The 15,636-nt window shown below is 52.2% G+C and carries 12 protein-coding genes; 7 read left to right on the plus strand and 5 right to left on the minus strand.

What is annotated here, in order from left to right; all coding sequences use genetic code 11:
• Positions 1-19: 19 nt before the first annotated feature.
• Positions 20-325 (minus strand): endonuclease domain-containing protein, encoded by a 306-nt coding sequence (locus NT073_RS21305; RefSeq protein ID WP_297377472.1) that lies wholly within the window; start codon positions 323-325, stop codon positions 20-22.
• Positions 326-430: 105 nt separating this feature from the next.
• Entirely contained in the window at positions 431-2,188 is a 1,758-nt protein-coding gene (locus tag NT073_RS21310) for an Ig-like domain-containing domain (RefSeq protein ID WP_297377474.1), read from the minus strand.
• Between the two features lie 237 nt (positions 2,189-2,425).
• On the opposite strand from NT073_RS21310, the gene NT073_RS21315 reads away from it, so the two are divergent.
• From NT073_RS21315 to NT073_RS21345, 7 genes are all read left to right on the plus strand, one after another.
• Positions 2,426-3,934, plus strand: a complete 1,509-nt coding sequence (locus NT073_RS21315; RefSeq protein WP_297377475.1) for a hypothetical protein — start codon at positions 2,426-2,428, stop codon at positions 3,932-3,934.
• 79 nt (positions 3,935-4,013) lie between these two features.
• Positions 4,014-4,457, plus strand: coding sequence for a hypothetical protein (locus tag NT073_RS21320; protein WP_297377477.1), 444 nt, complete (start codon positions 4,014-4,016; stop codon positions 4,455-4,457).
• A 149-nt stretch (positions 4,458-4,606) separates the two neighbouring features.
• On the plus strand, positions 4,607-6,097 hold the full coding sequence (locus NT073_RS21325; protein ID WP_297377480.1) for a hypothetical protein: 1,491 nt from the start codon (positions 4,607-4,609) through the stop codon (positions 6,095-6,097).
• A 6-nt stretch (positions 6,098-6,103) separates the two neighbouring features.
• Positions 6,104-9,538 carry a hypothetical protein gene (locus NT073_RS21330; protein WP_297377482.1) on the plus strand — a complete coding sequence of 1,145 codons (3,435 nt, stop codon included), beginning with the start codon at positions 6,104-6,106 and terminating at the stop codon, positions 9,536-9,538.
• 99 nt (positions 9,539-9,637) lie between these two features.
• Complete coding sequence (locus tag NT073_RS21335) at positions 9,638-11,017, plus strand: hypothetical protein (protein ID WP_297377484.1); 1,380 nt, start codon at positions 9,638-9,640, stop codon at positions 11,015-11,017.
• A 27-nt stretch (positions 11,018-11,044) separates the two neighbouring features.
• The gene (locus tag NT073_RS21340; protein ID WP_297377486.1) at positions 11,045-11,617 is read left to right on the plus strand and encodes a retropepsin-like aspartic protease; all 573 of its coding nucleotides are present in this window, start codon (positions 11,045-11,047) and stop codon (positions 11,615-11,617) included.
• Positions 11,618-11,664: 47 nt separating this feature from the next.
• A complete protein-coding gene (locus NT073_RS21345; protein ID WP_297377488.1) occupies positions 11,665-13,197 on the plus strand; it encodes a WG repeat-containing protein in 1,533 nt (510 codons plus the stop codon).
• Positions 13,198-13,245: 48 nt separating this feature from the next.
• Here the strand turns inward: NT073_RS21345 and NT073_RS21350 are convergent, their stop codons facing one another.
• The 3 genes from NT073_RS21350 to NT073_RS21360 are packed head-to-tail and all read right to left on the minus strand — an operon-like array spanning position 13,246 to position 15,608.
• Positions 13,246-14,076, minus strand: a complete 831-nt coding sequence (locus NT073_RS21350; RefSeq protein ID WP_297377490.1) for a hypothetical protein — start codon at positions 14,074-14,076, stop codon at positions 13,246-13,248.
• Positions 14,077-14,094: 18 nt separating this feature from the next.
• Positions 14,095-15,267 carry a hypothetical protein gene (locus NT073_RS21355; protein WP_297377492.1) on the minus strand — a complete coding sequence of 391 codons (1,173 nt, stop codon included), beginning with the start codon at positions 15,265-15,267 and terminating at the stop codon, positions 14,095-14,097.
• A 5-nt stretch (positions 15,268-15,272) separates the two neighbouring features.
• Positions 15,273-15,608 carry a PKD domain-containing protein gene (locus tag NT073_RS21360; protein ID WP_297377494.1) on the minus strand — a complete coding sequence of 112 codons (336 nt, stop codon included), beginning with the start codon at positions 15,606-15,608 and terminating at the stop codon, positions 15,273-15,275.
• Between the last annotated feature and the right edge of the window lie 28 nt (positions 15,609-15,636).

Here is a 15,636-nt window from a genome sequence, read left to right on the forward strand (position 1 = left end):
CTTTAATGCTTATCAGCAGTTAGCTTAAATCTTCCAGGACCCCATTATTACGAAAGCGAATTATACGAACATCAAGCGTCTCAATTGCTTTCTGACGTTCTTCATCGTAAATCCGGCTCTCAATTGTGTTATGTACTTCACCGTCCAGTTCGATAGCCAACCGTTCTGAAGGGCAGTAAAAATCTAACACAAATAATCCAACGCTATGCTGACGTCTAAATTTTCGGCCTAATAGTTGTCGACCTTTCAAGTTTTGCCATAGTATAGCCTCGGCTTCGGTTGCTCCGTTACGAAGGGTTTTACGGATAGGCGTTAAGACTTTCAACTTATTTAACTGGCCGTTCCGAATAGCTTCTTTTTGTATGTCTCAGTCAATTATTTACCGCCCCCGACCCTCTTCTGTTTTAGGAGGGGGTTGGGGGCGGTCCACTCAAAAATCAATGTCCGTCAGCTCGAAATTCTGCTTCACGCGGATTGTCCCGTTTTCCTCCGTTCCGGGGTTATAGATAATTCGCTCGGGCTGAAGGCCCTTTTGCACATTGCCAATATCGCGCTTTCGGTTTCCGTTGGCGTCGATGATCAAGCGAACCCGGTATAATCCAGGTTTTAGCCGTCCGAAACTATAGGCCGTTGTTCCGTAAGAAGATCGTACTACACTGTATTTATCGTCCAGCAGTTCAACGATGAACTTATTCCCGGCAGCTCCCGTAGTGGCCGGGTTTACTCGCCCCGCAATGAGGCCGTAGCTGTCTTCTTCAGCAATGGTGTAGCGGGCCGAATAGCGAGCAAGTGTGTCGCCCTGAACACTAATAAAAGCCCCTTTTTGCAGTCGAAACAGCAGCGTATCTTTCAGATTGGTCTTCTGTCTGATAACCAGCCGGGATTTGTTATTCATCCAGGTCAGGTTGGCGGGAGTAAGCACAAACGGCTTCGTACTGTCGGGGCCGATGATGATCCTCTCGGTTTTGAAGGTGAAGATTGGTTTGCTGAAGGTCAAGGTAAACTCCAGATTATTGTCAATAGGTTCGTTCGATGGCGGGCTTACCTGAACCGTTAGCGGACTTCGATTTTTAGCTTTCGTTTTCAGCGGAGAGAAATAAATCCGTTCCCTAAGCTCCGTCACATTTCCCACCGAATCCTCGGCCACCACGGTCAGATGCAGGGTGTCATCAGCCGCCCGGTTGGCAGGCCGAAAAAGCCGAATCATTTTTGGATTCTCCAGAAACGAAATCAGCGTATCGCCCGAGTAACTTCCTGTCGATGCCGTTGCTGCAACCGGCGTTGTGGTGGCAGGTGCGGACGTTACCGTAGTAGATGCGGCCGACGTGGATGCGGCCGACGTGGAAACGGCCGACGTGGAAACGGGTCTGCCGTATCGAATTTTGTAGCTGGCAATACCGCTGCTGAGTTCCAGCCCGAGCGTTTCGTCGGTGCGCTCCCGCCGACTGATCCGGGGTTTGCCATAGCCTCGAAAGGCTACCAGATTAATACCCGTATAATTTCGAGTCAGGTTCAGGATGCTATCCCGAAAAGCGATACGCTCGCCCGGCGTATTGTTCACCAGATTCAGATCTTTATCGTCGAAACCATATACTTTGTACAGTCCGGCTTTTACGTTTTCAATCCGGTAATTTCCGCTGCTGTCTGTCCGGGCAAAGTACTGCGGGCGTTTTCGGTTGATGGGCAATGTATCCGTCGAGGCAAAGAGACCCACCACAAAACCCAACAATGGTTCACGGCTTTCGTCGTCGACCACATTTCCCGTTAGGTAAAGTGAGTCGATAACAGGCCCGGTACTAAATACTACTTTGGTATTTTTGGCAATGTTTCGTTCAGTAATATCTTTGATGCCATCGGCAAAGTCGATCGTGTAGGTCGTATTTGGCAGAAATGGCTTGTTGAAGCTCAACCGAATACCGAGGGGCAGCGACTTTACGATAAACGTATTACTATCCTGTGGCGTGATCGTTATTTTTTGCTGAAGGTTTTCGCTGTTGACGTATTCATCGAACTCCAGTTCAACGGTTTTGCCAGTATAATTCAATTGGCGGGGTGCAGGCAGACTGCTTACCAATTTCGGGGCCAGCGTATCTTTCTTACCGCCCGGCGGCTGAGCTACCTGCGCGCAGTTTTGAAGCAGAATCGGAAGAATTAGTAAACAACTCAGGACAAGGTGACGAAACGACATGTTTTTGGATTCAAAATCATTACAAAGGTAAACGTCCGTTCATCGTTAATCCGTACCGATTGACATAAAATGGGCCTTAGCTTCGTTACGTTCTATAGTAATTTAAGAAATTTTAAGGCCACTTGGGCCAATGAGAGGTTAGCCTGAATAAGGATTTCTAATTTTGGGCCTTTTACAGAGCCCCATTTTGTGTTGTTAGACCTTTACCCGGCAGCCTGCTAAACAGTACGACTATTCATGATTCATACCCGTTTTTGTTTGTTGTCCCTTCTTGTGGTGTCCCTTGGCGGACTAGCTGGCTGTTCTAGTCCCGTCGATAAACTTGACGAACAGATCAGTGATGCCCTGGAAAATGATAACACCATTGACGTGGCCGAAGCCGATGCCCTGCGCGTCTTTGTTTCGCAGGAAAGCAAGACGCTTGGCGATGACAAAAAGACAGCCGCCCTGCTGACCCCTGACGGTAAAATTGACGAATCGGCGCTGATGGCCTACATCAAACGCAATCGAACGTACCGAAAACTGGCGAAAGACGGCAAAACACCAACGGTATCCCTGTCAGGAGCCGTATCGGCCAGCAAACCTCTGCGCCTGAAAGTATACCTTGAAGCCAGCGGCAGCATGTTTCCATACGACGCTCCCGGCGGAAACGGTGCTTTCAAACGGACACTCAACGATGTGCTGACCGAGTTCGATGCCGTGAACCCCGGACAGGGCAAGCTCTTCGTCGTGAACACGGAAATCAACGACCTAGGCCTTTCACTGCCTCAGTTCTTTAAACAGAGAGACATCTTTACGGTAGCGAAAACCAAAGGCAAGACCAGCAGTACCGACTTCGAAGGTATTTTCAGCAACATTCTACAAAATACCTCTGGTGATGACCTGAGCATACTGGTTTCGGATCTGATCTATTCCGATCCTAGTCTGGCGGGCATGAGCGCCCAGAAAACACTCGACGCGGCCAGTTCCCTGCTAACAACGGTTTTTAACCCTTACGCCAGTACGCATTCGATGCTGGTTATCAAGCTAAAATCCGACTTCGATGGCACTTACTACAGTTGGAATAATGCGAAGAAAAAATACACCGGTGAGCGGCCTTATTACCTCTGCCTGATTGGGCGTAACGAAACCATGCAACGGCTGTATCAGGATCAGACGTACCAGACCATCCGCCGATTCGACCAGTTGCCGGGCTATGCCGATTCCTGGTTCTTTGGCCGGGATGCCAAAGCGGTTACTCCTTTTTACAGCATTCTGGTGAACGACCCTGCCCGCAAAGGTCGGTTCAAGCGCTCCGACGAAGAAGTCCGCAGTCACGCCAAAGCCATCCACGGGCTGGAAAACATACAACCCGATGTTACCGATAAAAGTCTGACGATTCCAATAGCCGTCGACCTCTCGGCGCTGCGCCTGCCCACGTCGTTATTGACAGACCCCAGCCAGTATATCGTCGACGGGAAGGACAATTTTAAAGTTACGGCGGTACAAGCCTACTCCGGGGCCAATGGCACTACCCATAAATTATTGCTGACAACCGAAAAACCCGCTCGCGGGGAACGAACGGCCACCATTCGGCTACTTCGTCAGTTTCCACCCCGCTGGATTGCCAGCACCAATACAACCAACGATGCCTCGCCGGATGCCAATTCAACCTTTGGCATTCAGAACCTCCTGCAAGGGGTAGAGCGCGCCTACAACCCTAACAACCAAACCGAATATTTCACGCTAATAATTAATTTAGAATGATTGAATGGGTATATGAGAGAATAAGTGTACGCGTTACCTATTCTCTCATTGACCCATTCAATCATTCACTCATTGACCCATGGAAGAATCACTTTATAATTTTTACAATCTGTTCGTTAACGGCAGCCTGCTCGAAGATCTCTATCAGGAAGAACTGCTTTCACCGCTGACCTGGACGGCCATTGGCCTTGCTTTTCTGGTTGCGTTCGCCTTTTACATCTGGCCATTCAACAAAGTGAGTTTTAGCGGCATGGGTAGCTGGCTTCTGATGATGGGTGTTAGTGCCCTGATTCTTCTCGTCATTACGCTCATTACCTGCTATCAGAAAGCCAATCAGGAAATTGCCCGCGACGAAGCCGACCCAGACCAGGGTACGCTATTCGATCAGGGCATCAGCGTATTCCTTAGTTATGCCTTCGAGATGGCCCTGTTAACGGCCTTTATTTTCTTTATCATCTCTATGGTACTGAAAAATTTCAGCAAAAACGCGAAACATCGGCCCATGCTGTGGCCATCGAAATAAAACGTTAGCCACAGCATGGGCCGCTGAAGCGGATACACGGAGAAGCGCGGAGTTACATAGAGAAACCTTCGCTATTTATTCTAAAAAAATCTCTGTGCAACTGCGTGTATCCGCTTCGGCGGTCCGATCTGTGGCCCAAAACAAAAACTATGGCTAAATTATTTGTATTCGCCATTGGCGGAACCGGCTCGCGGGTGCTGAAAGCCCTCACGTTTTTGCTGGCGTCGGGCGTGAAACTTAACAATACCGACGAGGTTATCCCCATTGTGCTGGACCCCCATGCCACCAACGACGACCTTCTAAGAACCAAAGATCTGCTGCGCGAATATGGCAACATTCGGGCGGGTTTACAGACGAAACCCACGTCGGGCTTCTTTGGCACGGAAATTAAAACCCTCAACCGGTCCATCGGCGGCAACGCAACTATCGCCGATACCTACGTCTTCGAATTGCAGGGCGTTCAGCAGGAGAAATTCCGCGACTATATCAATTATGAAGGACTGGACGGGCCGAGCAAGGCCTTCGCTAGTCTGCTCTTTTCGGAAGAGAATCTGGAAACTAAAATGGACATTGGTTTCGTAGGAAACCCCAACATTGGCAGCACGGTACTTAATCAGTTCCGTTACTCCGATGTGTTCCAGGCTTTTGCCGAGAACTTCGGTGCCAACGACCGGATATTTATCGTCAGTTCTATTTTTGGCGGCACGGGGGCCGCTGGCTTTCCGATCCTTCTCAAGAATATCCGGGGTGCGCAGGCCATCGGGCAGATTCCGAATCCGGCATTTCTCACTAACGCCAAAATCGGGGCGGTAACAGTGATGCCGTATTTTAGCCTGACAACCAATGAAAATAAACTCATTGACCCGGCTTCGTTCATTGCCAAAACCAAAGCCGCGCTGAACTATTACCAGAAAGGGGTTAACCCCTCGGTCAACGCGCTTTATTACATTGGCGACGATCAGACAAAAGCGTATACCTACGACCCCGGTGCGGGTGGCCAGAAAAACGAAGCTCACTTCGTAGAAATGGCCTCTGCACTGGCCATTGTCGATTTCATGAATACCGACGACAGCAGTCTGGCGGTTGCAAATGGGCGGCCTACCAACCCAGTATACAAAGAGTTTGGCATTGAGCAGGATGGCATCAGTATTCAGTTAGGCAACCTTGCCGGGGCAACGAAAGAAGTGATCAATTTGCCCCTGTCTAAAATGGCGTTGTTCAGCACCTATCTGAGCCAACGCCTGCGGCAGGCGGCCGGAACGGTGCAGTGGTCGAAGGGAAATCCTCAGATTTCTACTTCCTTCCTGAATTCAGGCTTTTTCAACAGTGTTAAAAACTTTGATTCGGCTTTTCGGCAATGGCTAACTGAAATGCGGCAAAACAAGCGGTCGTTTGAGCCATTCCTGCTCGATGCGGCCAACCTAGGCCATACCGTCCGGGGATTTGAGCCAAAAAAGAAAGGAATATTTGGCGGTGAGTCCGATGTAAAACTGGACATCGTCGATGACCTCGACCAGACCCTCAACAAAACCGCCGAAGGCAAAGCCTATGGTACGGAAGCGGATAAATTCATTCAGTTGTTTTCGGAAGGTACTGAGCGGTTTGTCCGCGAACGGCTACCGAAAGTGATGGACTATTAGAGAAACATGCCAACAACATTTAGTTTACATAACCCTACTCCCGGTCTGCACTGGTACGTCAGCAAGCCCCTCGGCACCGACCAGATTGCGGCCATTCGCGACCCGCAGGGGGGGCAGACGGTAAAGCAGCCAACCTCCATTCCAAGCCCGTTTGCACGGATGGACCTGGTACGGTCGGCCTTTCTGAACCTGTCGCTCAAACCCGACCTCAGCGGCACCAGTAATGACCAGCGCATTGTGTCGGATTGCCTGGATGTGGGCCAGCTGTTTTTCAATTACGACAAGCTTAAAACGTTTGTTACCATTACCCCATTCGACATCCGCACGGACCTCACCCGCTTGCAGCAGTCGACCAGCCTGGGGCATAAACGGCTCGGCGATGCGTTGAAGCTTTTTCTTGACCAGGATGCGGCCGAGTACAATTTCAACGCCATCAACCGGCTATTTGTGCTGAGTTATCGGGGGCGGGTTGTGGGCGGCACATCGCCCAAAACACTGTTCTTCAGTTCGGGTAATGACCTGAACTGGGTCGATGTTACGATGGGAAACGACCGGCTGTTCGACGCATCGGTTTGCCCCTTGCACGAGCGCGACATCGAGTATCAGAAGTTCTGGTACGCCATTAAACTGTTCATGCCCAACTTCCGCGACCGGTTCCGCGAAGTGGACGATTACCTGAATCGCAGCCGGGCACTCCTGCAACAGCAGAACCCGACCATGTTCTACGAACATATCGAATCGCATAACGGTCAGCCGCTGTTGACACGCGAGCAATTCGATCAGGATTTCGACGAGCTAACTACCGGTCCCGGCGATGTTGTTGAGGTGCTGGGCTTCCCGCTGCGCAAGAAGAAATCAGACGCCCGCGCCATCGACAAGGTCAGCGACTTCATTATCAAGTCAGACAAATATGCTCGACTGAACCCCAGTCAGCCGCGCCCTATGGCGCTGCAAAACCGCTTTTTCCGGCAGTTTACGTATGTACCGCAGGCCCAGTGGAACTCCAATACGCCCGTCCCCTACTACGCCCGCGAGTCGTGGCGAGAGAACCAGCGGCCTTTACCCGGTCAACCGGGCAATTACCCCTGGCTAACGGTCAGCGATTTTCTGGAGCCCTACCTTATCCGGTTACCCTTTCCAACCGACCGAAGCCGGTTCTTTGACGGTAACCTGCAAACGTCGGCCATCGAGAAAGGATTTCTGCTACCGCTTAAGAAAGACTTCTTCGATTTCTTCGACGTTGAGGATCTGCTAACCGGCCGCGTCCGGCTTAAAATGGTCCCACAGGCTGGCGGTATCAACGTTACCCTCGACATTCCCGTTACGGCACCTAACCAGCCGGGCAACCAGTTCATTACCTTCGAACGCTTATACAGTCAAACTGTTGGAACATCCAATGCCCCCAATGAGCTGACGAACGAGGGTATCATTGTCGAAAACTCGTTCACGGTCAATATTTATCCTTTTGTTCGCTCCGGTTCAGTCATCGTACCCGCCGATTATCGCGTTCAATTGATCGAATCCGGTTTCGATAGCCAGAACCAGTACGACCTGACCTATTTCCGGCAACAGACCAATGCCGAAGTGACGGTCGAGTCGAAACACCAGCGCACCGTTCGGCAGCAAAATACCGACGGATCGAGTGTGTATTATGTCCTGCGCGAAGAATTCGATTACCTGCAAACGCACATTCGGGGCGATGGCCGCGATATGTACGGCGTACTGATTCCGCGCTGGCAAGAGTACAATGGCGGTAGCAAACAGTTTGAGTTTTCGGTGGATTTTGGCACGACCAACACCCACGTCGAATACAAAGTGGATGGCAGCTCGCCCCGGCCGTTCGACGTTGCCGAACTAACTCCGCAGGTGGCCACACTGGTGGCTCCGGCTCAGTACAACCCGGCCCTGTTCGAGTTGTTTCTGCTGTACGATCTGGAGTTTGTTCCGCCAACCATTGGTCCTGGCAGACCCGACAATTTCCCAACGCGTACGGCCATTGCCGAGCCCATGAACCTGAGCTTCAACCAGCAAACGCAGGCGCTGGCAGACTTCAACATTCCATTCTATGTGGAGCGGCAACCGGCCGGTTCCAACCGCATCACGACCAACCTGAAATGGGCAAAAACCAGCGACCAGACCGAACGGCGTGTGGAAGCGTTCCTGGAAGAGTTGCTGATGCTCATTAAGAACAAAGTTCTGACGGAAGGCGGCAATCTGGCCCAAACAACCGTATACTGGTTCTTCCCGGCCAGTATGACACCAGGTCGCGTGAGCCAGCTCCGCGCCGACTGGCAGCAGCTTTATGACCGCTACATTGGCGGATCGGCCGGACGGCTGCGCGAAGTGTCGGAGTCGGTAGCACCGTTCTATTACTACAAACAAAACCCAACACTAAGCGCATCGGCCCGGCCCGTTATCAACGTCGATATTGGCGGTGGCACGTCGGACGTAGTGGTGTATGAGCGAAACGAACCTAAGTTGCTAACCTCGTTCCGGTTTGCGGGCAATGCCATTTATGGCGATGCATTCAGTGAATACGGGGCCGCCAGCCACAACGGGTTTATCCGAAAATACGCCGACCGGATACAGACCCTGCTCGACAGCCAGAGCCTTGGCAACCTGAGCGACAACAACCGGCGTATGTTGGATACCAACCGCTCGGAAGATATCATGGCCTTCTGGTTTTCCATTGAAAAGAGCAACGATGTGAAAGCCAAAAATATGCTGTCGTTCAATGGCATGCTGGCAAAGGACGAAGACCTAAAAGTAGTGTTTGTGCTGTTCTACACAGCCCTGTTGTACCACGTCGCCAAGCTCATGAAACACCGGGGAATTGGTCTGCCGGGAGCTATCACGTTTAGCGGTACGGGTTCAAAAGTACTGACGATTATCAGCGCCGACGACCAGATGCTGGGCAAATTGGCGCGGGCGATTTTCGAAAAAGTGTATGATAAAGCCTACGACACCAGCGGTTTAACGCTGTTTTACGAGCGCAAAGGACCGAAAGAGGTTACCTGCAAAGGTGCTCTGATGCAGCCGACCAACAACCGGCCGGTGGATACGGAAGCGATCAGCTATGTGTATCCGGCCACGTTCGACGATGAGTTTTCAGCGCTTACTTATGCTGACCTGCGGAAACCGGAAGTGGTCGAATCGCTGCTTAAGGAAACCAACGCGTTTATCGACTTCTTCTTTGCCATCAACCAGCAATTCAGCTTCGTCAGAAACCTCAACGTATCGTCGCGGTCGCTGGTGGTGGCGCAGCAGGAACTACGGACACATCTGGATACGTCGCTTATGGATGGCATACAGCGTAAAGAGGGTGATGTAGTGGCCGAATACAGCGGCATGACGGATGCCCTGGGAGCACCCATCGAAGAAACGCTGTTTTTCTACCCGCTCATTGGCGCGATCAACAAACTTGCAAACGCGCTGGCATAATTCTGGCAGCGCCGGACCGCTCACGTTGGTCCGGCGTTGTCCTTCTGTCTTGTACAACTCATTCATTCTACACAACCGGGTCAGTAGCTCGGCACGACAATGAACCTATTACAATGTACGTTTCGAACGACAGTTGTTCTACTCGCATCAGCTTCCCTCAGCTTCGCCCAGAATACGAATCAGGCGGCTGTTGATACACTGACCAAAGATGTGGCGATTGCGGTCTTCGCGAAGATAAGCCAGCCCAAAGCACAGGAGATTTACGCGCAGCTGCTCGCATGCGATGATGGCTGCGACCCGCAACAGATTATTCGGGGAGTGGGTAGCTGGGATCAGGTGGGTGCCAAGATGCAAGAGCTAAGCGAGTTGAAAAACACCGCTCGTTTTGTAAGCCTTCCGCCCGAAGAAGCCAACGCGGCTATTCGTAAGCAGTTGGCAATGTTCTACGCCAAATACAAGACTGATCAGAATTACGGAAAGCCCCTAAGCCCGGATATCCAGGCCAGAATGCTGGCTAAAATAGACGCGCTACTGCCGCCCGCCGAGGTTTCGCAGGCGGCTCCCCCGGCCGAAAAGGCCACTACGGCCTCGCAACCAACCGACGAAGAGGAAACCGACATAAGCCCGGCCGCCCTTCAGCTAAGTCAGTTAGAACGGCAGACTAAAGAAGCTCAACAAAAACAACTCTGGATGCTGCTTCTTGGCGCGGTTGGTGGCTTAATCGTGGGAGCGGGTGCCGTGTATCTGTTGGCATACCGTGGAACAAAAACTGAAGTTGATAGACTTATTGGCGAAAACAAGAAGCTAAGTAAAGAAAATGATAGTCTCCGCCACAAACCGGTCAACGAGCCACGCAAGCCACAAGGTGACCTTGTGCAAAAGGCCAGTGCCTTCGACGCCATAGCTGCGGAGTTAGGCACAAACAACCCCCTGATGGCCATCCGGCAACTTAAGTCACAGTCTGATTCGGCCGATAGCAGTTCGGCTCCCAAAGTGATTCCTCGTGCCCGCCAGAGTGAGTCGATAGTCGAGTCGACCCCGCCCCGGCCTACGCCTGTTCAAAAACAGCCAGTTGCTGTACCGCCACCCAGCCCGGCACCGGTGCCTGCTCCCGTGGCAGCTCCCAGTCCGGCACCTACTCCCGCCCCGGTCCGTTCAGCCGTCTTTTACTTTCCTCCGCCCGACCCAAATGGGCAGTTCGACAGTCAGCATAAAGCCGATATGCTCTCACCCGAATCAGCCTATCGATTCAGCATCGACGTCAATAACCCATCGCTGGCGACCTTCCGGTTCGAAGCCGAACCGGGGCGGGTGGCGCGTTTTTTAACGTATCGAAACTACATGATTGAGCCCGCCTGCGACAGCGAAAACAGTTATATGACCTCACACACCCGCATTACCATGCGCCGAGACGGTGAGGCCGTACTAGAGAATGGAGCCTGGCGCGTAAAAACCAAAGCCCTGATCCGATACGAATAAACCCCTATTTCAATAAATACTCAACCAATGAAACGACTACTCATCCTCTTACTTCTTCTCGGCAACCTGCTGTATCTGGCTGGTTGTTCAGGATGCTCGCGGTCGGGTAGTCATCAACCACGCCGAAGCAAGCGAAACAATACCGCCAAAACGGAACAACCACCGGCCGAAACACCAGTCGACAGGCAACCCGTACTCACAAAAATGGGCAGCGGCCCTACCGAGGTGGCGATGAAAAAAGAGAACGGCGTTTATACTGTGCCCGTAACCGTGAATGGAACCCGAATGAAGTTCATCCTGGATACCGGGGCCAGCCTGATTTCCATATCGGCCACCGAAGCCGAATTTATGATGAAGCAGGGCACTATAACAGATGATGATGTGGTAGGGCAAGCCCGGTTTCAGAATGCCAACGGCGATATATCGCCCGGTGCCATCATCCGGCTCAAATCGGTACAGATTGGCAACCGCGTTCTCGAAAATGTAAATGCCAATGTGGTCAGCACGGCCAAAGCGCCCCTGCTGCTCGGCCAGTCGGCTTTATCACAGTTTGGTAAAATTTCAGTAGATTATCGACGTAATGTTGTGACCTTCGATTGAAATTCGGTGTTTTACTAAAATTACAGGATAAAGCCCGCCTTTCTTCAATGACTGAAACCGAACTGACCGACCGACTTCGCGAAGCCATCGTGCTCAACGGCCCTGACGTTTGGCGCACTAATGGCTACCTCAGAGAGGCCCAGCAAGCAGGCTTATCAGAGGAGGATGCACTAAAACGCGCAACTGAAATAGCTCAGGAAGTTGCTGCCAACAGTCTGCTGTTCCAGAATATACAGGCTCGCATTGCTCGACTGGCACTGCCGTCGCGAAGTCAGTATATTGAACAGGATTTCAACCAGATTGTCAATGCAGCAACTTCATTAAAGCTGACGCCCGATTTTGTTAAGAATCGGTGGATACCTACGGTGTTGCAACGACTGGAGGTGGCGTCGAAGCCAATTCGTACCGAACCGATTGTTGTACCTGTTCCCGAGCCTGCTAAGCCCACTTTTGAGCAACTCATCGAAACGAAGCCAGAGCCAGTCAGGCCAGTTGTTCCGGAACCGGCAGTAACCAAACCGGCTCCTGCTGTGCCAACCGTTACGGCCGAGCGGGCGGTAACAAAACCGGCTCCCATACCCCCCCCTTCGGTAGCCAAACCAGCTCCACCGGTTGCTGAACCAGTCGTGACCCGACCGGCTGCAACCCGGCCAGCTCCGCCGGTAGTAACGCCAGTCTCTACGTCTCCCCCGTCGGTGGCACCTGCCTCAAGAACGGCATCGGAACGAATACCCGAACGCCCCCCCGTTGTCCGGTCTTTTACGGCCACGCCGGGTCGGGTTCGGAAAGGCCAGCCCGTTACACTGGCCTGGTCGGTAGACAACCTGCTGGCGGTTACGATTGATGATTTGGGCGAGGGCCTTTCGCCCGTTAACCGGGGTTGGGTAAAACCGACGAAAACGACGGACTACACACTTTTTGATGCCAATAACAATCCGTTAAGTACCGTTCGGGTGGTGGTTATTGAGCCGGATCGGAGCGGAATCTATGGCGTTTTGTTTGCGCTGGCACTACTTGCCGGCATTTACTGGTATATCCGGCGGAATAATTCGCAGGAGACAGAAGAGCCGCAGAAACCCAAAACCGAGCAAACCACAGAATCCTCATCGGGCAAACGCAAAAACCGCAAACGAAGTATAAATCAGGAGCAAGCGCAAAAGCCGATAGAAGTCAGGCCGGATGAGGAAACTTATATCCCACCAGACATGATGGATAAGCCCGATGTCGCCATCGTAGAGAAGCCTAAAAAAGCGGCTCCTCCTGTCAGGAAACAACCCCAGGAAGATGTAGCCTCGTCGGAACCTGAACAAAAGCCAGCGACGCCCGCCGACGCCCGGCAGGGAAAATACAAGGAAGCTTTTGGGGATAAACCTTACGACAAAGTAGAGCTTGGTATCGATGAACGGGGTTGGCGTCGAGCCCGGAGTCAGGGCCGCTGGGGCTTTATTAACGAGCAGGATGAATGGGTGATAAAACCCGAATATGAAGCCGTTACGCCGTTCCGTGGCAACAACGCAGCCGTATTTCAGAATGGGCAGCTTATGACCATTAACCGCCAGGGTGAGCAGGTAAAAAATTGATTTTCAGCAGCCGATATCACCTTCACCAAGTATGCTGAAAAGCATTCATCACAGCCCTAGCGTGACCGTCAGCTTCTGGAATGCGGTCCAGTAAGCCGAAGACGTAAAGCCAATTCCATTGCCGGCAAGAAGCCTGACGGGATAAGGACTGCTGCGGATTTCCTGCGCGTTGATGTAAAAATGCAGGGCGTTACCCCGTCGCTGAATCGTGAGCCGGTTTCGGTTTTTCTCCACCGATACCCCAGGTGCCAGAAAATCGGCGGGCATATAATCACTGAATGCTCGGCCATCGGCTACCCGCACGACAGCTACTTCGCCTTTTGCGTTCAACAAGAAGGCGTTATAATTGAGTGAGTCCCGAACGCCGAACAATAGCCCCCCTGCCGGTACTTGTCCCGAATCGGCGAGCATATCAACCTTGATGGTGTACAAATCAGCCGCGTTCAGGTTGATTTCATTGGGCAGTTCAACGACACTGAATGGTACCTGCTGCGTACTGGCCACCCGCTTGCGAATGCTGTACTGTCCTAACCCAATCTGGTAGTAATAATCACCCTGACTACCCGCTCGCCAGCCGTTGCGGTTGGTCGCAAAATCGCCGGTAAAGGCGGGCCGGAATTCCGCCGTTCCCATCGTTAACGGGCTTCTGCTGGTTGCGGGCTGCGTTCGCTCAACAATTGTTGTGGAAGAGCCTTGAGCTGGTGTAACGGATTCTATTCGGGCCGGTTCGGGCGGCTTAATCGGAGGTAGTGGTTTGAGTGTAACTTGCTGCCACTGGCTGGAAGCCGAAAAGATCGCGGTTTTAGTCCGTCGACCCGACTGGGCAAAGGTGTCCGTCAAGAGCAGGGCCATAAAGGCAATGATTAAAATTAAGCGCATAAATAAAATAAAGGCTATTTAAAATGAATACCGCACTACTGCCGTTGGCTGCCCAACCTGAAGGCCGGGTCGTAGTGTAAGGCTTTTGAAGCGTTGTGTTCCTTTCTGTATCTGGCTGTTGTGCAGCCCCTTAATAAACGTCAGCACGACATCAGCAGCGGCCACAACCAGCGCACCGCGTGTTGCCAGAAAGTACCGCTGATGATGCCCATTGGCCGTTTGATAATATGGTTCGCCGGCTTCCCTGTTTTTCTGCTGTTCGTAAACACGGTATACATCCTGCGCTTTGGTTCGCTCCGAGAACCCGTAAATCAGTAAACCATAAAAACCAACCGTCACCAAAGGGCGCAGGCCTATTTTGGCTTTAGGCGTCTGAACAAATATATTACCAACACCCGGCGCAACTGCCGAAAGCAGTGCACAAGCAGGTCCATTGTACAAAATTCGCTCACGCCTGGCATCGTTGGAAGGTGCTGCTGCGATTTCCGTTTCTTTTGGCTGAGGAGCTGGCTTTTTCGGCGAATCGACGGCGGGGGCGACGGGTGGTGTTACAGGTGCAGAAACCACTGCCGGTGAAGGTTGCGCTACCTGTTCCACTGAATCAACGGCAAAAACAGACGGCTTGGTGCCCACAGCCTGTTTTTGTGGCAAAACTGGTTCGGAGGCTACCGGAACAGGTGGGGTATCGTTAACCGGAGCAGGCACAACAGCAGCTCTGGCGGGTACGGGTACGGGTCCTGGTACTGTTTCGGGTCGAGCCGATGCGGGTACAGGTGTGGTTACTACTACTCTCGGTGCCGCAGGTGGTGCCTTCGAAGGGGCCTGAGCAGCGGAGAAGGCTGACTCTCCCGCCACAACAGGCCTTGCTTTTACCATCACTCGTGCCTGAATTTCTTCATTGAGCGAATAGCCATTGGCCAAAGCCTCCCAAATGATACGCCGGTCGGACCCCGCAGTGACCTGCCTGCCCACATCGCCCCGAACAAATTCGGGGGCTATACGTAAGGTACCCCGCAGACGGCTGCGCACGTCAAGAAAAACGGAATCCCCAAAGCGGGTATTCAGCATATCGTACAACACGTCAATTCTGGACGAATCAACGACCCGTATCCGGACATTGCGTACGCGCTCCTGTGCCTGACTTGAACCGGCCAGAAGTACACAGAGAAAGAAAGGGAAAAGTAAGCGCATAAGAATTAGTTGCTGACGGTGATCTTTTTGGTGGTCGTAAACGTATCATCACACGAGTTGACCAGAACCAGCGTGATGGTGTAGGTACCCGCCTTATCATAATTATAGGTAACGCGCGTGCCAACCCGGTTTTTACCCTTTCCGTCGCCGGGGTCCCAGCCTACTGCATTAAAATCGCCCTGCGGGTTTTCCAGAAAGAAGGTAACATCCAGCCGGTCGGAGGTGTAGCCGATACCTGCGGAAGGCTTGGTACAGACCGGGAAATTTTTCTTCGCCAGATCAAACGGCTCACAGGCGGCCGAAGCCACTATGAGCAGTAATAAACTCAAACGTTTTAGCATAATAGCTAGCTGAGATGTAACAAAGTGA

This window comes from Spirosoma sp., assembly GCF_026391055.1.
GTDB lineage: Bacteria > Bacteroidota > Bacteroidia > Cytophagales > Spirosomataceae > Spirosoma.